This is a genomic window from Chitinimonas sp. JJ19 (genome assembly GCF_036961565.1).
In the GTDB taxonomy this organism is placed as follows: domain Bacteria; phylum Pseudomonadota; class Gammaproteobacteria; order Burkholderiales; family Chitinimonadaceae; genus Chitinimonas.
Genome location: NZ_JBAMDD010000014.1, coordinates 80,736 through 101,988 on the forward strand (window position 1 = coordinate 80,736; position 21,253 = coordinate 101,988).

The following is a 21,253-nucleotide window of genomic DNA, read 5'->3' on the forward strand; positions in this document are numbered from 1 at the left end:
AGTGCTGCCTGCTGAGTGACTTATCGGAAACTGGCTGGAAAACTTTAGCGCGATTGCCTGTGGGGGCATGACGCGGTCGCGCCGCTTGCGTATCCTGAGCCTGGATACAACAGGAAAGGCCTATGCCATGAAGCACTACAAGCTGGACAAGAGCCAAATCCGTGACCTCGCAGTGGGCTATGGCCTGGCCATGGTGACGGACATGATTACGGTAGAGGGATACCCGGTTGGCTATATGTACCGTGATGAGCCGGAGGATGAGCACGACAGCGGCTGGCGTTTTTTTGCCGGCAATGAGAGCGATGCCTATATCGATAATCCCAAGAATTTCAGCCTGCTCGATGTCAACGTGATCGCTAACTACGACGAGACCATCATCCCCTTGCTGGCTTCGCCGGCCGGCGCCGCTTTCGACAAAGGTGATGAGGGCGATACTTTCTATGATGTGAGCGAATAGCCCCCTTACGCGCATCGTGCTGCCGGCCCAGGCCGGCGCATGCGAAAATGCGGCTCGCTACAGAACTGAGCCGCCCGCATGACCCTACTCCAGCACACCATCACTGACCTGATCGTCCACAAGCTCAACAAGGAGCCCCACGGCCCTGCCAGTGTGGCCTTGCGCCATGCGACCGTGCCAGTGACGGAATCGGTGCAGCGCCTGGTTGATCACCTCTGCCAGCACTATGCCGAGCGACCGGGCAAGGGCTATGGGCGTTTTGAGGATGATGAAGACAACTTCCCCATGGCGCGTTTCGTGCGCCAGCATGTGGTGGAGCACAGCCTCGATTTTGTCGGCCTTTCGCACCTGATGATGCAGCACCTGCAGGTGCGGGCAGACCAGGAACAACTGGCAAGCGGGGGGTATGTCCTGATTGCCCGCATCAACAACAGTATCTCGGACTGCCTGCTGGTGGTGCTGATCACTGAGGCGGTAGGCTCGGCCATTACCGACGGGCTGGAGATTGTCGACAATATCCATCTGGACCTTGCCAACGTACGGGTGGCAGGGCGGGTGGACATGACAGCCTGGCTACGCGGGGCGGAGCGCTATATCAGTTTTCTGAAAGGGCGCGGCGACGTGGCCCAGTACTTCAAGCTGTTTCTGGGCTGCAACGATGTGGTTATCGCCTTGAAGGAGACCCAGAAGCTGGTGCTGGGCCTGAACCAGTTTGCCGATGCGCAGAAGCTTGAACCTACGGTACGCGACCAGTTGATGGAGCGGGCCCACGGTTACCTGGATGAGCTGGGTGGGCAGAGTGAGCCGGTCAGCCTGGATGTGATCGCGCAGCAGGTTTGGCCAGACGCCCCCGAACGTTTGCGCGATACCCTGGGTGGCGAGGCGCTGGAGCTGGCCAGTGGCTTTGTGCCGGATCGACGGGCCATCAAGCCCCTGGTGCGCTTCAAGGCCAATGCACCCAAGTGGAAGATAGAATTCGACCGTAGCAGCCTGCGCTCGGGTGCCGTGATCTACGACAAGAAGACCGATACCTTGGTGCTCTATGATATTCCCGAGCAGCTCAAGCGCGCGCTGCTGGAGGAATAGGCACTGCTGGCCGGCAGTGCCTTGATTCCGGTTGCTCTTCGCTCAGCGCCCGACGATGGCGGCCGTGGCGATCAGCTCTTCCAGCAGGGCCAGCGAAACCTTGCCGCTGACGCTGAAGGGGTCGAGGCTGGGCTTCTCGGAGTACTTGAGCAGGGTGCAAGGGTTGACCTTGGCGAGGTTGACTTGGCCCATGGTCCAGCCCGAAAAACGGCGTTCGGTGATTTCTTCGAAATCCAGCAGAACCACGTCATGATGCCGCTTGTCCCTGATGATGGCGTTGTAGAGATCGGAGACCGGCTGGCGGCCACCCTCCAGCACCTGCATGAAAATGTCACCGCTAAAGCAGAGTATGCCGGTCACGCCACTGTCGTTATTGTGGGTGCGTGATTTGGCCAATATGGATTCAGTCATCTCCGGCGTAAGCGGTTGGGAAGCACGGCTGGCGTAGAGCAGGCGGACGAGCATGGTGGTTACCTCAGGGACGCTTGTTATTGAGCAGGGCCAGGAATTCGCGGCGCAGGTTGGGGTCCTTGAGGAAGGAGCCACGCATTACGCTGTTGATCATCTTGGAATCCATGTCCTTCACGCCGCGCCAAGTCATGCAGAAGTGGTCGGCTTCCATCACGATGGCGAGGCCATCCGGGTTCATCTTGTCCTGTAGCAGGTCGGCCACCTGGGTGACCGCTTCTTCCTGTATCTGCGGCCGGGTCATGATCCACTCCGCCAGCCGGGCGTATTTGGACAGGCCGATCAGGTTGGAATGCTGGTTGGGCATCACCCCTATCCACAGCTTGCCGATGATGGGGCAGAAATGGTGGGAGCAGGCGCTGCGTACGGTGATCGGTCCAACAATCATCAGCTCGTTCAGGTGCTCCACATTGGGGAATTCGGTCACCGGTGGCTGCGCCACGTAACGTCCCTTGAAGACCTCGTTCAGGTACATCTTGGCGACCCGGCGGGCGGTGTCCTGGGTGTTGTGGTCGCTCTCGGTGTCGATCACCAGGCTCTCCAGCACCCCCTTCATCTTGCCGGCCACTTCGTCCAGCAGGGCTTCCAGTTCGCCAGGCTCGATATAGGCGGCGATATTGTCATTGGCGTGAAAACGCTGCTGCGCATTGCGCAGGCGCTCGCGTATGCGGCTGGAGACAGGGGTGTATTCGGTGAAGACCGGAGTCTTGGGGGCGTCTTTGCTCACGCGGTTTTCCTCTTGGTTTGCCTGCTGTACTTGGGTGGCGCTAGGCGAATCTGCTCTTGTTTAGTGCCACTAGCAAAACCCTGTTGGCGTTGTTGTGCGAGCTTGCCGTAACCAAGTACGGTCATCGCTCACACGCCTAGCCATTGCCGCTATGCTGGTTTTAGTTAGTGACTACTATTGTACTATACAAACAAGGGTCTAATCAGTTGCCCAGCGCTGCATGCAGTTGCGCAAGTGTTGTACGCAACTGGGCGACCTCGTCTTCCAGCCGGCTGACGCGGGCTTCCAAGCCATTGCTGCTTGCAGTATTGCCGCTGGCAATAGGGGCTGCCAACTGCTCTGCACCGGGCTGGCCCGATAGCAGGTGGGCCCAGCGGTTTTCGCGGGCACCCGGCTGACGGGGGAGCTCGGTGACCAAGGGGCCTTCGGCACGTTCGGCCAGCTCCTGCAGAAAGGCCTCTACCGTGCCGATATCGGCAAACTTGTGCAGGCGCTCGCAATTGATGCGCAACTCACCAGCGGTTTGTGGCCCCCGCAGCATCAGTATCGCCAGCAGGGCTGCCGCCTGGGTGGGCACGCCTATTCCCCGCTCGAAGTTGTGCGCGTAGCGGGTGACGCGGCCGCCGCTGCTTTCCATCACCAGGCTCTGCCGCTTGAGATTGACGATGGCTTCGGCCACATCGGCCTCGCTGGCGTCCAGTACCGGATCACGGCTGGTCTTCTGGTTGCATCCTGCGGTGAGTGCGTTCAGCGAAAGCGGATAGGTATCGGGCACGGTACGCTGTTTTTCCACCAGCACACCCAGCACGCGGGTTTCCAGTAGCGACAGTTCGGTCAGGGCAGGCATGGGGCATCCAGTAAAGGCAGAGCCCATCATTATGCCAAGCTGGCGCAGCAATATCAGCGCTCGTTTGGCAGATTGCGGCTTTCCGCCGAACGGCCATGCAAACCATGCCGGCGTGAGCCATGTTGATAGAAAACACCTCGCCCTTTCTGAGGACACGGCCATGGCCACTACCACTTGCGATGCAGAAGAGAGCACTTCGCTGAGCGCCTTGCTCTATCTCTACTTCTGGCCCTTCTGGATGTTCAAGGATGTCAGCAAGGGCAACCTGCTGGAGCAGGCTGCGGCCTATCGCTATAACCGCGAGCACCGGGTGTACCTGCCGGCCTATATCATCAAGTGGTCGGTGATCTTTTTCCTGTTGCTGGGCGGCATCTTCCTGATCGAGCAACTGGGCCATACCGGTGTGATGCTACCGCTGGCATCCAGCCTGCTGGCGGGGCTCACCGGCATGGTAGCCAGTGGTGCGCTGGTGGTGACCATGCAGATTACCGTCGCCTACCTGTTTCTCTGCCATTGGCGCTACTAGGCGCGCATTGTGCGTTGGGGGGATTACGGGCCGCTTGGTAGGGGTTTGTTGGTGGTCCTAGCTCGCATGTTCTGTCCCGTCGCCGTATAGGCCACTTCGGCGTTTGCGTGCAGATCGGAAGCCAGCTTGTCGCCGCCCTCAAAGCTGACCTCGATTTGGCAGCGGCCAAGCGCTGGAAACGGGCTAACAATTGAGGTGCAATCTGGCATCGGCGGAGTAACGTAGAGCATGGCGTGGAAATGTTATTCTGCATGCCTTTTGGCCTCCGCCGACTCCTACCCCCCGTGAATTATTCGGGCTAGTGTGCTGCTGGGCGACCGGCACCATGTTCTCAGCGCGTGCAGGGATGAACCGGAGGGCAGGTTGCCCATGCAGTAAGTGTTGGTGTGTTCCCCGTGCATGCAAGAGAACCGACCAGCCAAGAGAACAACGTGCTTGCCAAACTGTGCGGCACTATTGCGCTGGTGCTGCGGGTTCTGATGCTAGGCAACGATGGCGAGTGTAATTGAGGGGGCTGAGAGAGGTGCTGCCGAGACTGGCGCTCTCGACAGGAATCGAACCTGTAACTGCCCCTTAGGAGGGGGCCGTTATATCCATTTAACTACAAGAGCGCGCGGGCGGCATTCTAGCGGAAAGTGCGGTCAGGTGCAGCTAGCATGTGCGAGGCGGGCTGTGGGCGGCAGCATTAGGGTTCTGCGGCATCGCGATGGCAGCCAGGCGCCGGCAATAAATCCCCTCTGGCGTTGTTGTGCGAGCTTGCCGTATCCGTGTACTGCACTTCTGTGCGCGCTTGCTTTCACGCGCTTAGCAGAATCGCTAGGCAGAGGTGTGTGAGCGACGCTTAGCAAGCTCGGCGTCCTGCGGCCAAGCAGGGTAAGCGGGGCGCAGCATGGTCATCTGCGAAGCAGCGCTCTGTGTGCGGCGCGAACATACCAAGCAAAAGGCCCAGCATGTAGAACATGCTGGGCCTTGCTGTACTTGGCGGAGAGGGTGGGATTCGAACCCACGGATACGTTGCCGCATCGCCTGATTTCGAGTCAGGTACATTCGACCACTCTGCCACCTCTCCGGCTCGAAGGCGCGCATTGTGTCTATTCGCTGGCGGCTTGTCAACCCATATGTTTTTTGCCTGGTCGTGGCACAATCGCGGAATGGACAAGGGGATGACATGCGCATGCTGCGCCAACTGTGGTGGATAGCACTGGGCTTGCTGGTGGGGTGTACCCCTGCGCCGGTCGAGACCGAGATCAAGCCTGTGGCGCCTTTGAGCGAGACGGGCGAGATGGTGGTGCTGATACGTAACGGTGCGACCAGCTTTTATGTGGATGCCGAGGGCAAGTATGCCGGGTTGGATTACGACCTGGTGAAGGGCTTGGCGGATGAGCTGGGGGTGAAGGTGAAGTTCGTGGTGTCGCCCCGGGTGGCCGAGATGCCCATGCGGGTGGCGGCGCACGAGGCGCACCTTGGGGTGGGGATGGCGCGGCATCAGGCGGAGGGGGTGCGGTTTGGCCCGGCCTATTTTGGCCACCGGCCGGTGTTGGTGTATCGCACCGAGGATCGCAAGCCTCGTGGTCTGGGTGATCTGGGCAAGGGTATTTTGATGGTGGCCAGCCTGTTTGCACCCACCATGCGGGAGCTGCAGCTCAAGTATCCGCAACTGGCCTGGAACGAGGCGCAGTATCAGGACACGGAGGAGTTGATCGACAAGGTGGAGAACGGCCTGATCGATTACGCTATCGTGGATGGCAAGGGGGCGGAGGTGGCGCAGAACTTCCACCCTGGGGTGGGGGTGGCGTTCGAGGTAGGTGATGCCTTGCCAGTGGCTTGGGCTTGGCCTGCGGATGCGCCGGCACCCTTTGTGGATCGCTTGAAGGTGTATTTTGCCAGGATACAGAAGGATGGCACGCTGGCGCGCCTGATAGACCGCTATTACGGCCATGCGAACCGTTTGCAGCCAATTGATGCGACCACCTTTCTGAGCCGGCGCAATACCGTGCTGCCCAAGTTCCGCCCTCTGTTTATCGAGGCGGAGGCGCGCTACGGGCTGGATTGGCGGATGCTGGCGGCACTGAGCTATCAGGAATCGCACTGGGACCCGTTTGCCACCAGTGCCTATGGCGTGCGGGGCATGATGATGCTGACCACGGATACGGCTGACCGGCTGGGGGTGGAAAACCGGCTGGATGCCAAGCAGAGCATCATGGGGGGGGCCAAGTACATCAATATGCTGCGCGAGCGCTTGTCGCCACGGATACCGGAACCCGACCGGGCCTGGCTGGCGCTGGCCAGCTACAACATTGGGGTGGCGCACCTGGAGGATGCCCGGGTGCTGGCACAGCGCCTGGGCAAGAACCCGAACAGCTGGACGGACCTGAAGACGGTGATACCGCTGCTGCGCAACTATGAGTATTTCAGCACGCTGAAGTATGGCTTTGCCCGAGGTGGTGAAACCGTCATCTTCGTTGAGAACGTGCGCAGCTATTACGACATCTTGGTGCGCTTTGAGAAACCGGTACAGACGATGTTTCCGCCGTTTGATGAACAGGTTACGGTGGCCAACCCGGAAGGGGTGCGGCTGGGGATAGATGCGGCGGCGAAATAACCGGGCTGCGTTTTGTGGTGACGTGGTGTGGCATGACAGGGGCTGGCCGTATGGCTGGCCCTTGGTGTTTTGACGGGACGATATGTTGCTGGGTGGGTTTGCAGGATGCCCTGCCAAATACGCAATTTTGCGTATTCAGCCTATGGTTGCCGATCCTTATAGTGGTGGCTGCACGAATCATTCATTTTTAGCGCTACTACCAAAGCCCTTCTGGCTGCACGAGCTTGCAATACCTACGTACTGTCTGCTGCGCGCGCCTAGCCAGAACCGCTACGCTGGGTTTTGTTAGCGGCTCTTAGGGCGCTGCCAGACACTTTGCTTTTGTTGCAAGACGGTGTTGTGCGCTTATTAGGGAATCGATTGTGCATTTTGATAAACCAGCGGCCTTGAGGCTGTATTGCCCAAGGGCTTGCCTGGGTTTGTCTTTACTCACAATAGGGAGAAGGAAATATGAGGAATTGGAAAATCAATACCATGGCATTGGCCGCTGCCTGTCTGGCACCGCTTGCGGCGCAGGCTGGGGCGGTGGATGACTTTCAGAACAGCTTTGAGGGCAAGGCCTGGAAGCAACAGCGCTTGCTGGACTTGGATACGCCGCTGTCAGAAAACAGCATGATAGGCACCCACAATAGTTTTAATTCCAGCGTGGATACCACGGCGTACCGCTATCTGGATCCGCAACAGTCTTATTCGGTTTACGATCAGTTGCGCCTGGGCGCACGTTATATTGAGCTGGATGTGCACTGGACCACCAAGATGGTCAGTACCACGACCTATCGTGATGAACTGTTGCTTTGCCATGGCGAATCGAACCATGCAGGCTGCAGCATGTTTGATAAATATTTGTCGGAAGATTTGCAGGATATTGAGAAGTGGCTCAAGAGCGACGAGGCAAAAGACCAGGTATTGATACTGTATATAGAGGGGTATTTGAATACGCATCAGGATGAATTGCGCGATATGGTGAAGCACTATATCGGTGGGTATCTTTACCGGCCCAAGAGCTGCATGAATATTCCGGACGATTTGACCAAGGCGCAGGTGCTGGCGGCGGGTAAGCAGGTGATTGTTTACGACGACCAGCGCCGCGACTGCGATGACTATGGCTACGATACGTTCGCCTTCAAGGGCCTCGGTGGCATAGGCCGCAGGGCGGAGGACATGACCAAGGCTTCGCTGGCGGCGGGTAAGCGGGTGTATTACTCGGGCAGCGATATCGCCCGGTATCTGGCCGAGGGCATCAATACAGTGAATCTCGACTACCTTAGCCCCAGCGATGGCCGTTTACGCGCTGCGGTGTGGAGCTGGGCAGAAGGGGAGCCGAACAATGCCGGCAATAACGAGCATTGCGCCATCAGTGCGGCCAGTGGCCGGTGGAATGACTATGTGTGCACCGCGTCGGCGCGGTATGCCTGCCGCGATGACAGCAAGAACTGGAAGATCACCCAGGCCGCTGGTGCCTGGCGCTATGGGCCGGAAACCTGTGCGCGTGAGTTCGGTGATGGCTTCAAGTTTGGCACACCTGCCAATGCGACAGAGAACAAGTCTTTGAACGCAGCCAAGGGGGCGACGGAAGTCTGGCTAGGCTACAGCGATCTGGCCAAGGAAGGGCAGTGGAGCCGCGATCTGTATCTGTGGGATGAGCGCCAGCCGGACAATATGGGTGGCACCGAGCACTGTGCCGCCTCCTGGGGCAGCGGCAGGCTCAATGACGCCAGCTGCGCCGAGAACCAGGCCTTTGCCTGCAAGAACAGCGCGGGTGAATGGTTTGTGACGCAAACGACCGGGCCGTGGACGCAAGGGCAGGAGGCTTGCCAGGCGATGAACAGCAGCTATGTGTTTGCTTATCCCGGCAGTTGGCGCGACTACCAGCGCTTGCTGGCCGCCAAGGCAGCAGCCGGTAGGGGAACCGCATGGGTGGCCTATAACGATGCGCGGGAGGAAGGCAATTGGCGTAGCCGTGGTGGACTGTATGCCAGTGCGGTGGGCGGCAATGGCGGTGAGTCTTTCGATATGGAGGTGCATGTACCCAAGCAGCTTAACCAGATCTTCATCCGTACCGGCCGCCGGTTGGACCAGATCAGCGTGGTCTACAACAATGGCGATATGGTGACCTACGGTGGCGATGGCGGCAGCAGCAAGACGCTGTGGCTGGATATCCGTGCAGGCGAGCGCTTGACCCAGGCTACGTTGTGCTCGGAGGGCAAACATGTGGACTACGTCAAGTTCACCAGCAGCAAGGGCCGCAGCATAGAGGGCGGTGAGCGCAAAGGCAGTTGCCAGGAAGTACGGGTGGAAGACATTGCGGGCTTCTATGGCCGGTCTGGCAAGTTTGTGGACAGACTGGGCGTGATCTACAAGTAAGCCTGCGCTGTGATCTGTGAGGTGGGCGGGAGGCCGTGTGCAGCGGTTTCCCGCCATTTTTTTGGGTGGCGCTGACATGGTTGTCACCTGTGGCCTGCAGCATGCTGTTTTCAGCAGCTATGATGTGGGTGCTGTCTGACTTTTTGCAGCGTCACGCGTGGGCGCTTCCAGTAACCTCGTTGGTGAAGCATTTCTCCTTGCATATCAAGTTGCATGCTGCGTCGTAGTTGGCACTTCCGCTGTGCTTGGGTTGGGAACAGAGGCTGCTGGAGAGGGCCTCCTGGCGGTAGCGATGCTGCCGCTGATCTCCGGCCACACAGGTGGAAACCGGTTGGAATTTCTCCATGCTTTGGCGTGTTCTCCTGATTGCTCTGCTATGCCTTAATGCCATGAATGCGATGGCCGCCCCCCTGCGCCTGGTCTACCCGCCAGGGCAGACGCCAGGTGACAAGCGCTATGAGTACTATTGGGAGCTGCTGGCCGCTGTTTTGGCGACCAATGCGGGCAAGTATGGCCCTTATGTGATTACCAGTTCGCCCGAGAGCATGAATGCCTCGCGGGCCGCCCGCGAGGTGGCGACGCCCGATGGTCTGGTCAACATCATTGTCCGTACCACCTCGCCCGAGTTGGAGAGCCAGCTCAGGCCCATACGCATACCGCTGGACAAGGGGTTGACCGGCTATCGTTTGTTCCTGATACGCAGCGATAGCCAGGCGCGTGTGGCGGGGGTACGCAACCTGAATGATCTGGCGCGCTTAGGCATAGGGCAGGACCGTACTTGGGTGGATGTGCGGATACTGCGCGCAGCCGGCCTGCAGGTGGTGGAGGGGGAGGGTTATGCGGGTTTGTTCCGCATGCTCGATGTAGGCCGCTTTGATCTGTTCTCTCGCGGGGTAAACGAGATTGCCGATGAGCTGGCGGTGCAGCGTAAAGCCTTGCCCAACCTGGCGATAGAGCGGGAATTGATGCTGTATTACCCGCTACCGCGTTACTTCTTTGTGCCCCGCACGCCAGCGGGAGAGAAAGTGGCAAGGCGCATAGAACATGGCCTGGAGCGTTTGATACGGAGTGGCCAGTTCGAGCGCCGCTACCAGGACTACAAGCGCCTGGTGCTGCGCGATCTGTCTTTGCATGGGCGGCGGGTAATACGCATACCCAACCCCACTTTGTCGCCGGAGACACCATTGGGCGTGGCGGGGTGGTGGGACGATCTGGCGGTGGAGCTGCGGGAGCGACCGTAATCCGGGCTGTTTCGCTTATTGCGGGCACACCGCCTGGGCCAGCTTGGTCTGGATATCGTCTGCGCTTTGCGCCAACGCGGCGACAAAGCGGGGCAGCAGCGGGGTGGCCGGCCTGTGCTCGGGCAGGACCAAGCCTAGCCGGTAGGGAATGGAGATGCTGAAGCGGCGCAATTGCAGGCGTTCGCTGGCAAAGGCCAGGGCGGTGAGGGGGTTGATGATGGAGAGGCCTATGCCTTCGCTCACCATGGCGCAGATGGCGACGGCGCTGTGGGTTTCCACCCTTTGCTGGCGGGCGATGCCCTGGTCTGAAAAAACCTGGTCCAGCAATACGCGGTAGGGGTCTTGGGCCGACAGACTGATATAGGCCTGCCCAGCGAAGTCGGCCGGTGTCAGGACAGGCTTGTGCTGCAATGGATGGCCGGCGGGCAGGACGCAGACCTCATCAGCCACCAGCAAGGGCTGGGCATGTGTGCCTGGCGGGGTGTCGTGGTGCTCGGTCAGTCCCAGGTCGAAGCGCTGGCCGCTGAGCCAGGCTTCCAGCAAAGGCGACTCTTGCGGGGTGATGGAGAGCTGCACGCCGGGATGCGATGCCAGAAACCGGGCGCAGGCGGCAGGTAGCAGGGCATGGGTGAGTGCCGGCAGGCTCAATATGCTGAGCTGGCCTTGCTCGCCCCGGCCCAGTTGCCGGGCCGTGCTGATGACCTGATCCAGACCCTGGTAACTGCGCTGTATCTCGGCATACAAGGCCAGTGCCTGGGCTGTGGCTTGCAGGCGGCCTTTGCTGCGGCTGAACAGGGCATAGCCCAGGATGTCTTCCAGCCTGGCCAGCTCGCGGCTGAGCGTGGGCTGGGAGCTGTGCATGAGCCGTGCCGCCTCGGTCACGTTACCGGTGCTCATGACGGTGCGGAAAATCTCGATCAGCCGGTGGGAGATAGGCTCAGGCATATCCAGGGTGAATGATTGCGGCAAAAATGTGCATTGGACGGCATGCTAGCGCGAGCGCACCATGGCAGCAATCCCTTACCGGTAACCTGCCATGCCCTCTTTGCCTGCCCAGCGCCTTGCCGCACTAGCCCAAACCTATGGCGCCCCTTTGTGGGTTTACGACGCAGCCCTGATACGCCAGCGCATTGCTGAACTGAAGTGCTTTGATGTGGTGCGCTTTGCCCAGAAGGCCTGCTCCAACACGCATATCCTGCGGCTGATGCGCGAGCAGGGTGTGCAAGTGGATGCGGTATCGCGCGGCGAGATATTGCGGGCGCTGGCAGCGGGCTACAGTACCGGTGGCGATACCCCTGGCGTGGTGTTTACCGCCGATCTGCTGGATAGGGCGACCCTGGCCACGGTGGTGGAGCATGGCGTGACGGTAAATGCAGGTTCCATCGACATGCTGCACCAACTGGGCGCCGCCTCGCCGGGACACAAGGTCTGGCTGCGCATCAATCCTGGCTTTGGCCATGGCCACAGCAATAAGACCAATACCGGCGGCGAGCAGAGCAAGCATGGTATCTGGCATACCGAGCTGCTGACGGCGCTGGCAGCGGTGCGCAGCAATGGCCTGCAACTGGTGGGCTTGCACATGCATATTGGCTCGGGCGTGGATTATGCCCACCTGAGCGAGGTGTGCGGGGCCATGGTGGGGCTGGTGCGGCAAACCCAGGCAGCTGGGTATGATCTGCATGCCATCTCTACCGGTGGTGGTCTGTCGATTCCGTATCAGGATGGCGAGCCCAGGGTGGATACCGGGCATTACTTTGGCCTGTGGGATGCTGCCCGGCGCGAGGCCGAACGCATCCTGGGCCATGGTTTGGTATTGGAGATCGAGCCTGGCCGTTATCTGGTGGCGGAGTCGGGTTGCCTGCTGACCGAGGTGCGCGCCACCAAGCAGGCGGGGGCCAACCATTTTGTGCTGGTGGATGCGGGCTTTAACGAATTGATGCGGCCGGCCATGTACGGCAGCTATCACGGCATGAGCGTCATCGCGGCAGATGCGGCTGAGCGCCCCCTGGGCGAGTGCGTGGTAGCCGGGCCGCTATGCGAATCGGGCGATGTGTTTACCCAGGGCGATGGTGGGGTGGTACTGCCACGCTTGCTGCCACGGGCCAGGGTGGGCGACCTGCTGGTCATACACGATACTGGTGCCTACGGCGCCAGCATGTCGTCCAACTACAACTCACGGCCCCTGATTGCCGAGGTGCTGGTGGACGGCGATACCGACCGCCTGATACGGCGGCGGCAGACACTGGACGAATTGCTGGCGCTGGAAGCGGTGTAAACGGGCCAGCGGGCGGGCAGTAATAAGAGCCATACCTATTGAATCCACGGATGCTTGCAAGTAATACCAGGCGCCTCGAGCGCAGCGAGGTTCCCCGCCGGCGGGCGGGGGTAGGGGTGGGGATCAATCAGGGGAGAGCCGGTGCTTGAGATGCCGCGATGGTGAGCACCCGGGTTACCCGGGTGCCTGAGCCATACCTATTGAACCCAAGGGTGCTAGCAAGTAGCACTAGGCTCTCAACCGCGATAGGCCGCCGCACTGCCCCAGATGGCTTCCATGTTCACATAGGCCGACAACTGCTTGGGATCGACCGTTTCCTTGATGGCGAACTGGTCTACCCCGGTATCACGGGCGACGGCCAGCCCCAGCTTGTGGCCGTCGGCACTCAGTATGCTCTTTACCTGCGGAGTGTTGACCTTGCCGCCGGCACGGGTCACGACACCGATTTCACCGTTGGCCAGGCGCACCAGCATGCCTGGGGGGAAGATGCCCAGGGTTTTGATGAAGTGGGAGGCGATGGTCTGATCCAGCGATTTGCCGCGCTCCAGCAAAATGCCCTTGAGGGCAACGTTGGAGGCCACGGCGGGGCGGTAGGAGCGGGGAGTGACCCGGGCACAGAACAGGTCGGCCAGGGCCACGATGCGGGCGCCTTCGCTGACCTGGTCCTCCCATAGGCCGCCAGGGTAGCCGCTGCCGTCGATGGATTCATGATGTTGCTCCACCACGGCGAGCCAGATGGGATCGCTGACGCCGCCTTCTCGCAGCATGTCGGCCCCCATCATAGGGTGGCGTTCCAGCCTGCCCCGCTGTGCTGGGCTGAGCGGGGTGGTTTGTTCCTTGAGCTGATCCTGAAATTCGATCATGCCTATGTTCATGGTCAAGGCGCCGGCCACGATGGAGCGCATGGCGGGGGCGGGTTTCTCCAGCGAGCGGCAGACCAGGGCGGTGACGATGGCGACATTGACCATATGGCGTATGGCGTACTTGCCCTCCTGCCGGAGCAGTATCATGGCGATGGCCACATCGCCATCGGCATCGCAGGCGGCGACGATCTCGTCGGCCAGCTCACCTACCTTGTCGCTGAGCCATTTGCCCTGAATGCTGCGATCCAGCTGTGCCACCATGGCGTCGAGCTTGCGGCGGGCTGCCATGAGCGTACCTACGGTGGAGGGCGGCTTGTTCGACTGCTGTACCTGGCGCATTTTGGCGGCGCGCCATTCCTCGCGGCTTTTGAGCAGTTCTTCGCGGTCGGCGAACAGGCCCATGGCGATCAGGCGGTTCAGCAGACTTTCGTTGCTGATGATCTTGCCCTTGGGGATCAGCAACTTGCCTGATTCCTCATACATATTCCATAGCGTTCGGTCGCCAGCGACGAGGTCGTTGGAGGTTACCCGCTCGAATTCCATCGATGATCCCTGTTTTATTTGACCTGCCTCAACCAATCATAGGCCGGGCGAGTGGCTGCCTGCCGGTAGAATATCGGCCTATGCAGCAAGATAACCAGTCTGAATTCTGTTTTCACTGTGGCGAACCCGTGGCCGAGGCCGACCGGTTGCCGCCACGCTACCCTGTGACGTATGGGCAGCTCCAGCGTACAACCTGTTGCACAGGCTGCCAGGCGGTGGCGCAGACCATATTGCAAAGCGGCCTGGCCAGCTATTACGAGCAGCGTGAGAAGCCAGCCGACAGGGCCGCGCCCCTGCCCGACGAGCTGCTGGCGCAGCTGCGGCTATACGATAGCCCTGAGCTGCAGGCCAGCTTTGTGAAGCTTGAACCGGGCGACAGGCGCGAGGCGGCGCTGATACTGGAGGGCATAAGCTGCGCCGCCTGCATCTGGCTGAATGAGCGGCATCTGCTGAGCCTGCCTGGGGTGCTGGAGGCCAGTGTCAACTACACCACCCATCGTGCTCGTGTTTGCTGGGATAACAGCCGGGTGCAGCTGTCGCAGATATTGCTGGCGGTGGCAGATATCGGTTACCGCGCCCATCCCTATGACCCTGGCCGGCAGGAGGCACTGCGGCAGAAGGAGCGCAAGGGGGCGATAGCCAGGCTGTGGATAGCCGGGCTGTCGATGATGCAGGTGATGATGTATGCCGTGCCGGTCTATCTGGCGGAGCCGGGTGAGATAGGCCCGACCTGGCTGAACCTGATGCAGTGGGCCAGCCTGCTGCTGACCCTGCCGGTGGTGCTATATGCCTGCCAGGCGTTTCACCAGGGTGCCTGGCGCGATCTGAAGCGTGGCCGGCTGGGTATGGATGCGCCGGTGGTGCTGGGGGTCTGGGCGGCCTTTATCGCCAGTTGCTGGGCCACGGTCACGCGGCAGGGCGAGGTCTATTTCGATTCGGTGTCCATGTTTGTCTTCCTGCTGCTGGGTGGCCGCTTTCTGGAGGGCATGGCCCGGCGCAAGGCGGGGGAGGCAGCGGAATCGTTGATCAAGCTATTGCCGGCATTTGCCCATAGGTTGGCCGGCTGGCCGGCAGGGCGCGATGTGGAAGCGGTGCCGGTGGCCCGGCTGGCGGTAGGCGATGTGTTGTTGGTGAAGCCCGGCGAGCGCTACCCGGCTGATGCACAGGTACTGGAGGGCGAGGGCGAGGCGGACGAGGCCTTGCTGACCGGCGAGGCGAGGGCGGTGCCCAAGCAACCAGGCGCAATGGTTATCGGCGGCGCGGTGAATGGCGGTACGCCGCTGGTGGTGCGGGTGGAGCGCATAGGACAGGAGACGCAGCTGGCAGGGATAGTCCGGCTGCTGGACCGCGCGTTGGCCGAGAAGCCGCAGCTGGCCTTGCTGGCCGACCGGGTGGCGGGCTGGTTTGTGGCGGCGCTACTGTTGGTGGCGGCGGCTGGTTGGTTCTGGTGGCATGTGCATGACCCCTTGCATGCGCTGCCCATTACCGTGGCCGTGCTGGTGATTTCCTGCCCCTGTGCGCTTTCGCTGGCCACCCCGGCGGCATTGACGGCGGCCACCGGGCGGCTGGCGCAGGCAGGCTTGCTGGTTACGCGCGGGCATGCACTGGAGACCTTGGCCAGTGCGACTGATGTGGTATTCGACAAGACCGGCACCCTGACCCATGGCCGGCCGACGTTGCAGGCGGTGAAGTTGTTGGTGGCCGATCCTAGTGCGTCCAACGAGTCAGCTTTGCGGGCCCTGGCTGCGTTGCTGGAGGCCGCTTCGGAGCACCCTATAGCGCATGCCTTGCGTGAGGGCATCGATACCACGGGGTTGGTGGCCAGCGATTACACCAACTACCCCGGTGGTGGCGTGGAAGCCAGCATGGGCGGCCAGCGCTATCGCCTGGGGCGTGCCGACTTTGTGGCGACCTTTTGCAGCGCGCCACTGCCCGAGGAGGCGCAGGACTGGCGCCACAAGGATACTGTGGTCTGGCTGGCAAGCACCACGCAGTGGCTGGCAGGCTTTGCTATGGGTGATGCCATACGGCCGGAGGCTGCGGCCTTGCTGGCGCAGTGCGAGGGGCTGACCACCCATGTGCTCAGTGGCGACGCACTGGGGCCGACGCAAGCCGTGGCGCAGACACTGGGGATAGCGCAGTTGAAGGCGGCGGCACTGCCTGCCGACAAGCTGGCCTATGTGCAGGCACTACAGGCGCAAGGCCGGCGGGTGATCATGGTGGGCGATGGTGTAAATGATGCGCCGGTGCTGGCTGCCGCCAATGTTTCGGTGGCGGTGGGCGGCGGCGCCGAGGCTGCGCAGGCGGCCGGTGACCTGGTGCTGGTAGGCAAGTTGACGGCCTTGGGCGAGGGCCTGCGGGTGGCCAGGCAGACCCGCCGCATCATCCGCCAGAACCTGGCCTGGGCGCTGGGTTATAACCTGGTGGCGCTGCCCTTTGCTTTGGCGGGCATGGTAACGCCGTGGCTGGCTAGCCTGGGTATGGCGGGAAGCTCGCTGCTGGTGGTGTGCAATGCGCTGAGGCTGGCGGCCAAGGGCAAGGCGGGGGGACAATAGGGCATGGATAGCCTTTATCTACTTATCCCGCTCTCGGTATTGGTGGCGGCTGGCGGCGGCCTGTTGTTCTGGTGGGCCAGCCGTTCGGGCCAGTTCGACGACCTGGAAGGGCCGGGCCATCGCATCCTGCATGATGACGACAAGCCACCCTCTGCCGACAAGGATGGCGACGCCATCGACTAGCTGGGCAGGCTTGGCTGCGCTGACTTCTGGCGCCAGGGTTGCCCTGGCGCAGACCGTCAGTACTTACCACTTGCGCTTATGATGGCGCTTAGTTTCGCCCTTGCTTGGCTGCCTGGGCGGCTTCTTCTTCGCGCACATGTTTGCGGACAAACCAAGCGATATAGCTACCCATGACGATGATGGCCGTGATGACTGCCACGCTCATGATGCCGACGTCGCTCGACAGTAGGTCTTTGATGGCATTGCTCATGGTGCAGCTCTCCAGGGGGCGTGATGACACCCCTATTAGGCGCTGCCACAGCAATTGACGCTTTGACCTAACTCAAGCTTGCACGGTTTAGAGCCTGTTCAAAGTCTTTTCGCCGTGCTGTTCTGCCTGCATGGCATGTGCCAGCCGGCCGATGATGCGTATGCCTTCCTCGATCTGGCAGCTGAGCGGGTAGCCAGCGTTCAGCCGCAGGCAGTTGGCAAAACTGCTGCCCAGGCTGAACAGGGCGCCTGGGGCGAAGGTGTGACCGGTGGCAAGCACGCGGCGCTGCAGCTCGGCGGCATCGAGGTTATCGGGCAACTCCAGCCACAGCATGAAGCCCCCATCACCACAGGCCATGCGCGTACCACCCGGGAAGTGCTCGATGACCATTTTGCGATAGGCCTGCATCTGGCTGGCCAGCCGGCTGCGCAGGCGCCGCATATGGGGTTCGAACTGCCCACCGGATAGCAGGGCTGCCATGGTGTGCTGGATAAGCGCAGGCACGGGCTCGCCATGTACCACCTGGCTGGCAGCCAGAGTTAGCCGGTGGCGGCCGGCGGCGATATAGCCTATGCCCAGACCGGGGCTGACCAGGGTGGAGAGTTCACCGCAGTACAGCACGTTGTCGTGGCGATCGTAGGCTTTGATGGGCCTGGGCCGCTGTTCGCCGTGGTTGAGGTCACCAAAGGTATCGACTTCGATCAGCGGCATGGCATGACGTTGGGCCAGCTCGACCAGCCTGGCCTTTTCGCTCTCTGGCATGCGGCTGCCGGTGGGGCTGGGAAAGTTGGCGTTGATGATGCAGGCTGCGGGTTTGTTGTGTTGCAGGGCGTGGGCCAGTGCATCGACAGACAGGCCGTCGCAGGGGTGGGCCGGTATCTCGAGCGCGTGCAGTCCCAGGCCTTCCAGCATCTCCAGCACCCGCAGCGGGCCGGGTGTCTGTATGGCAACGAGGTCGCCCGGCCTGGTCAGCAGGCGCAGGCAGAGGTCGGTGGCCTCGGTATCGCCATGGGTGACGATGATCTCGTCGGGTTGAAAGTTGCAACCGAGTATCAGTGAGCGCCGGGCAAGCTGTTCGCGCAGGCTGGGCTCGCCGCCATAGCTGGCACGGTTGAGTATTTGCGGATCGCGCTGTAATTGCTGCACCAGCAGTTTCTTGACTTGCGCCAGGGGGAACAGCTCATCCGCAATGGCCGACATACCCAGCCAGGGGTGGGCGACCTCGTCGGTAAACTCGATCACCAGCTTGCGGTGCCCTTCGAGTTGTATGGCAGTGGGCAGCGCGGGTTCGGCGCATTGGCTGGGTGGGGCAAAGCGGCGGCTGTGCTGGCGCACGAAAAAGCCCAGGCGCGGGCGTGCTTCGATCAGGCCGGCGTCTTCCAGCAGATGCAGGGCATGGGTGACGGTGGCGGGGCTGACTGTGTGCAGGGTGCATAGTTGCCGTACCGAGGGCACGCGGCTGCCCGGTTGCAGTACACCGGCGTGGATGCGGTTGGCCAGGTCGTCAGCCAGGGTCTGGTAGCGTGTGGTCATCGAGGTCTACATCATTGTGCCTGTCCGCATCATAGATTCTATGTGCGACTGGGTATCGGTACAGCTGGCGGGAAGCTGGGTAGGTACAGGCCTGGATATAGGTATTCTGTATCTATTCAGAATGAAACTTCTGCGTCTTACCGATACAGTGCAGCCTCCCTAGACTGATGCCTTGGATCATGCCAAGGAGCGCAGCATGCAGCAAAGTGGATTGGGCAATGCATTGGGCCGTTTGAGGGAAGACGATACACCACCGACGGTGACGGACGAGACGCGGCCGTTTGATGCGGATGAGCGCACGCCGGCTGTCTTGGGGGAGCAGCTTGCCTGTAGGCGGGCTGCGTTGGGGGTGGGCGCGCTGTAGCCGTACTGGTAGCCCCTTGTCGCCTCTATCTGGCAAGGCAGGAGTCGGCGGGGATAGACGGAGGCTCACCTGCCTGGGTGAACTGGCGGTAGAGCAGGTAGGCGCCGTAGTAGTAGGTTTCACGCAGCAGAAAGCCTGACTGGCTGGATAAGCTGGTGTAGCGTGTGCTTGGCGTAGGCGAGGGGTAGGCCGGTAGCCCCAGATCGCGCGCCATGCTGATGGATCGGCGCATATGTAGCGGATCGCTCACCAGCAGTACCCGTTTGAACTGGCGCCGCGCCACCCATTGCTTGACGCCCTGGAGGTTCTCCAGCGTGACGGTGGAATACTGCTCGCAGGCCATGGCATGCAAGGGTACGCCTTGTGCCAGTGCATACTGGCTGCCAACGATGGATTCGGGTGGTTCGTCCTGGCTGCCACGGCCGCCGGTGAAGACGATCAGACCGACCTGGCCAGTCCGGTAAAGGTGGATGGCATGGTTGAGCCTTTCGCGAAACACCGGCGAGGGCTGCTCGCCCCAGGTGGCGGCACCCAGCACGATGGCGGCGTCGGCGGGGTGCGGGTCGCTGACACGCGCATAGCTCGCAATCATGACGCCGAGCGTGATGGGCCAAGCCAGCAGGAGTAGCAGGGCAAACCACGCAGTGCGGCGTAGTCGGGATGACTGGCGATAAAGGCGCATGGCTAGGAGGGGATGGGGTGGGGGGCTAGCTGAGGCAGGTAGCCGACCAGTTGTTGCCACTGTGCCAGCTTGAGGTCATAGGCCATGGTGTAGGCCGGACTGCTGGAAGGCAAGGCCAGGCAGGGTAGCGATATGCCTTGCTGGGCCAATTGCTTTTGCCCCAACCTGGCAGCAGTACCGCCATTGAAGGCAATCTGGGTCACGGCAGGCAGGCTGGCCAGCAAGTGTGTCAGGTCGTTCTGGGCGTGTTTGCGTATGGCCGCATCCAGGCTGCCGGCGCGCTCGGCTTCGGCTATCACATCCCATAAGCCCACACCGTGCTGCAGCAAGGTCGCCAAGCGTTGATCGTACGGCATGGTGGCCAGAGGCGCATCCAGCACAGCACCCATCAGGCGCCAGAATTGATTCTGTGGATGGGCGTAGTAGCGGCTGGCCTTGAGTGAGGCTTCTCCCGGCAGGCTGCCGAGTATCAGCAGGCGGGTGTGGTGATCGACTACCGGCGGCAGGCAGCGTTTGCGTTCGCTCATGGTGTGCTCTGGAATAATTCCAACTGGCGCAGCAGGGCTTTTTCTTCTTCAAAGCGTACACCGACGCCCAATAAACGTACCGGTCTACGTTGCCGTGCCCAACCCTCTGCCAGCAGTGCCTGCCAGACCTCATCGGTTGGGTGGGTGGAAATGCATTCGACCGTGGTGTGACTGAAGTCGTCAAAGCGTATCTTGACGAAAGCCTTGTAGGGCAAGGGAGCGTCCTTGGCACGGGCCAGTCGCTCGCGGAAATCGGCAATCAGGGCCTGCAGTTCGGTGCGGCAGGCCTCAAGGTCGCGTAAGTCCTGGACGTAGGTGGTTTCGACCGACAGGGATTTGCGGGGCTGGTCGTTGCTGACGGGACGCTCATCATGGCCGCGGCAGAGTTCATACAGGCGCTGACCGAAACGTCCGAAATGGCGGGTGAGTTTTTCCAGTGGCCAGTCGCGCAGATCGGCACAGCTTTGGGCACCCAGTTCATTGAGTTTGGCGGCGGTGACCTTGCCGACGCCGAACAGCTTGCCTACCGGCAGGGCGGCGACGAAGGCGTCGGCCTCATGCGGGCGGACGACGAACTGGCCGTCCGGCTTGTTCCAGTCACTGGCGACCTTGGCAATAAACTTGTTGGCGGCAATGCCGGCAGAGGCGGTGATGCCGACCTCAGTACGGATGCGATCGCGGATGGCAAGCGCCATGCGGGTGGCGCTGTTCTGGAAATGCGGAGCCTGGGTGACATCGAGATAGGCCTCATCCAGCGACAGCGGCTCGATCAGCTCGGTGAAATCGCGGTAGATGGTGTGGATCTGGCGTGAGGCTGCGCGGTAGGCATCGAATCTGGGTGGCAACAATATCAAGCCTGGACAACGCTTGATTGCCTGGCTGGTCGCCATGGCGGAGCGCACGCCAAAGCGGCGTGCTTCGTAATTGCAGGTGGCAATCACCCCGCGCGTCTCGGCCCTGCCACCAACGGCCACGGGCTTGCCCCGTAGGCTGGGGTCGTCGCGCGTTTCCACCGATGCGTAGAAGCAGTCGCAATCGATATGGATGATTTTACGCTGGGTGCCTGTCATGGCCGACGTGCCTGTTGCCTGGACGAGTTGGAGAACGTTCGTATTCTCGCTGAGCCAGCGCTGCCGGCCAAGGGCTGCGGTGCCGGCTGA

20 protein-coding genes and 2 tRNA genes are annotated in these 21,253 nt (G+C 61.3%); 10 read left to right on the plus strand and 12 right to left on the minus strand.

Annotated elements, in window-relative coordinates; all coding sequences use genetic code 11:
• The first annotated feature begins 67 nt into the window (after positions 1 to 67).
• Positions 68 to 457, plus strand: a complete 390-nt coding sequence (locus tag V7714_RS16250) for a DUF2185 domain-containing protein (RefSeq protein WP_335710651.1) — start codon at positions 68 to 70, stop codon at positions 455 to 457.
• Between the two features lie 78 nt (positions 458 to 535).
• Positions 536 to 1,543 carry a nucleoid-associated protein gene (locus V7714_RS16255; protein ID WP_335710652.1) on the plus strand — a complete coding sequence of 336 codons (1,008 nt, stop codon included), beginning with the start codon at positions 536 to 538 and terminating at the stop codon, positions 1,541 to 1,543.
• A gap of 42 nt (positions 1,544 to 1,585) precedes the next feature.
• On the opposite strand, the gene V7714_RS16260 is transcribed toward V7714_RS16255, so the two are convergent.
• The 3 genes from V7714_RS16260 to V7714_RS16270 all read right to left on the minus strand — a co-directional run bounded on the left by V7714_RS16260 (position 1,586) and on the right by V7714_RS16270 (position 3,585).
• On the minus strand, positions 1,586 to 2,008 hold the full coding sequence (locus V7714_RS16260; RefSeq protein ID WP_335710653.1) for a BLUF domain-containing protein: 423 nt from the start codon (positions 2,006 to 2,008) through the stop codon (positions 1,586 to 1,588).
• 10 nt (positions 2,009 to 2,018) lie between these two features.
• Positions 2,019 to 2,738, minus strand: a complete 720-nt coding sequence (gene folE / locus V7714_RS16265) for a GTP cyclohydrolase I (RefSeq protein ID WP_335710654.1) — start codon at positions 2,736 to 2,738, stop codon at positions 2,019 to 2,021.
• 202 nt (positions 2,739 to 2,940) lie between these two features.
• On the minus strand, positions 2,941 to 3,585 hold the full coding sequence (locus tag V7714_RS16270) for a YceH family protein (RefSeq protein WP_335710655.1): 645 nt from the start codon (positions 3,583 to 3,585) through the stop codon (positions 2,941 to 2,943).
• Between the two features lie 160 nt (positions 3,586 to 3,745).
• Here V7714_RS16270 and V7714_RS16275 point away from each other — a divergent pair, with 160 nt between their 5' ends.
• Positions 3,746 to 4,111 carry a hypothetical protein gene (locus V7714_RS16275; protein WP_335710656.1) on the plus strand — a complete coding sequence of 122 codons (366 nt, stop codon included), beginning with the start codon at positions 3,746 to 3,748 and terminating at the stop codon, positions 4,109 to 4,111.
• A 536-nt stretch (positions 4,112 to 4,647) separates the two neighbouring features.
• Here the strand turns inward: V7714_RS16275 and V7714_RS16280 are convergent.
• Both V7714_RS16280 and V7714_RS16285 read right to left on the minus strand, forming a co-directional pair.
• Positions 4,648 to 4,722: transfer RNA gene (locus V7714_RS16280), tRNA-Arg, on the minus strand.
• A gap of 368 nt (positions 4,723 to 5,090) precedes the next feature.
• Positions 5,091 to 5,180, minus strand: a tRNA-Ser gene (locus tag V7714_RS16285).
• Positions 5,181 to 5,285: 105 nt separating this feature from the next.
• Between V7714_RS16285 and mltF the strand changes: the two genes are divergently transcribed.
• The 3 genes from mltF (at position 5,286) to V7714_RS16300 (ending at position 10,318) form a co-directional block, all read left to right on the plus strand.
• Complete coding sequence (gene mltF, locus V7714_RS16290; protein WP_335710657.1) at positions 5,286 to 6,713, plus strand: membrane-bound lytic murein transglycosylase MltF; 1,428 nt, start codon at positions 5,286 to 5,288, stop codon at positions 6,711 to 6,713.
• A 450-nt stretch (positions 6,714 to 7,163) separates the two neighbouring features.
• The gene (locus V7714_RS16295; RefSeq protein ID WP_335710658.1) at positions 7,164 to 9,077 is read left to right on the plus strand and encodes a jacalin-like lectin; all 1,914 of its coding nucleotides are present in this window, start codon (positions 7,164 to 7,166) and stop codon (positions 9,075 to 9,077) included.
• A 344-nt stretch (positions 9,078 to 9,421) separates the two neighbouring features.
• Complete coding sequence (locus tag V7714_RS16300; RefSeq protein WP_335710659.1) at positions 9,422 to 10,318, plus strand: amino acid ABC transporter substrate-binding protein; 897 nt, start codon at positions 9,422 to 9,424, stop codon at positions 10,316 to 10,318.
• A 15-nt stretch (positions 10,319 to 10,333) separates the two neighbouring features.
• On the opposite strand, the gene V7714_RS16305 is transcribed toward V7714_RS16300, so the two are convergent.
• Complete coding sequence (locus V7714_RS16305; RefSeq protein WP_335710660.1) at positions 10,334 to 11,287, minus strand: LysR family transcriptional regulator; 954 nt, start codon at positions 11,285 to 11,287, stop codon at positions 10,334 to 10,336.
• A gap of 67 nt (positions 11,288 to 11,354) precedes the next feature.
• Here V7714_RS16305 and lysA point away from each other — a divergent pair, with 67 nt between their 5' ends.
• Entirely contained in the window at positions 11,355 to 12,593 is a 1,239-nt protein-coding gene (gene lysA, locus V7714_RS16310) for a diaminopimelate decarboxylase (RefSeq protein ID WP_335710661.1), read from the plus strand.
• Positions 12,594 to 12,829: 236 nt separating this feature from the next.
• Here the strand turns inward: lysA and V7714_RS16315 are convergent, their stop codons facing one another.
• A complete protein-coding gene (locus V7714_RS16315; RefSeq protein ID WP_335710662.1) occupies positions 12,830 to 13,999 on the minus strand; it encodes an HD-GYP domain-containing protein in 1,170 nt (389 codons plus the stop codon).
• An 80-nt stretch (positions 14,000 to 14,079) separates the two neighbouring features.
• Between V7714_RS16315 and V7714_RS16320 the strand changes: the two genes are divergently transcribed.
• Positions 14,080 to 16,554, plus strand: a complete 2,475-nt coding sequence (locus V7714_RS16320; RefSeq protein WP_335710663.1) for a heavy metal translocating P-type ATPase — start codon at positions 14,080 to 14,082, stop codon at positions 16,552 to 16,554.
• Between the two features lie 3 nt (positions 16,555 to 16,557).
• On the plus strand, positions 16,558 to 16,737 hold the full coding sequence (gene ccoS, locus V7714_RS16325) for a cbb3-type cytochrome oxidase assembly protein CcoS (RefSeq protein ID WP_335710664.1): 180 nt from the start codon (positions 16,558 to 16,560) through the stop codon (positions 16,735 to 16,737).
• An 88-nt stretch (positions 16,738 to 16,825) separates the two neighbouring features.
• Here the strand turns inward: ccoS and V7714_RS16330 are convergent, their stop codons facing one another.
• Entirely contained in the window at positions 16,826 to 16,987 is a 162-nt protein-coding gene (locus tag V7714_RS16330; RefSeq protein ID WP_335710665.1) for a DUF3149 domain-containing protein, read from the minus strand.
• A gap of 87 nt (positions 16,988 to 17,074) precedes the next feature.
• Positions 17,075 to 18,520 (minus strand): aminotransferase-like domain-containing protein, encoded by a 1,446-nt coding sequence (locus tag V7714_RS16335; protein ID WP_335710666.1) that lies wholly within the window; start codon positions 18,518 to 18,520, stop codon positions 17,075 to 17,077.
• Positions 18,521 to 18,716: 196 nt separating this feature from the next.
• Between V7714_RS16335 and V7714_RS16340 the strand changes: the two genes are divergently transcribed.
• Complete coding sequence (locus V7714_RS16340) at positions 18,717 to 18,884, plus strand: hypothetical protein (protein WP_335710667.1); 168 nt, start codon at positions 18,717 to 18,719, stop codon at positions 18,882 to 18,884.
• A 25-nt stretch (positions 18,885 to 18,909) separates the two neighbouring features.
• On the opposite strand, the gene V7714_RS16345 is transcribed toward V7714_RS16340, so the two are convergent.
• From V7714_RS16345 to dinB, 3 genes are read right to left on the minus strand one after another with little or no spacing between them, the layout of a single operon-like run.
• Positions 18,910 to 19,566, minus strand: coding sequence for a YdcF family protein (locus V7714_RS16345; protein WP_335710668.1), 657 nt, complete (start codon positions 19,564 to 19,566; stop codon positions 18,910 to 18,912).
• A gap of 2 nt (positions 19,567 to 19,568) precedes the next feature.
• A complete protein-coding gene (locus V7714_RS16350; RefSeq protein ID WP_335710669.1) occupies positions 19,569 to 20,093 on the minus strand; it encodes a DNA-deoxyinosine glycosylase in 525 nt (174 codons plus the stop codon).
• Positions 20,090 to 21,163 (minus strand): DNA polymerase IV, encoded by a 1,074-nt coding sequence (dinB, locus tag V7714_RS16355; protein WP_335710670.1) that lies wholly within the window; start codon positions 21,161 to 21,163, stop codon positions 20,090 to 20,092. Before dinB ends, V7714_RS16350 begins: the two co-directional genes overlap by 4 nt.
• Positions 21,164 to 21,253: the final 90 nt, after the last annotated feature.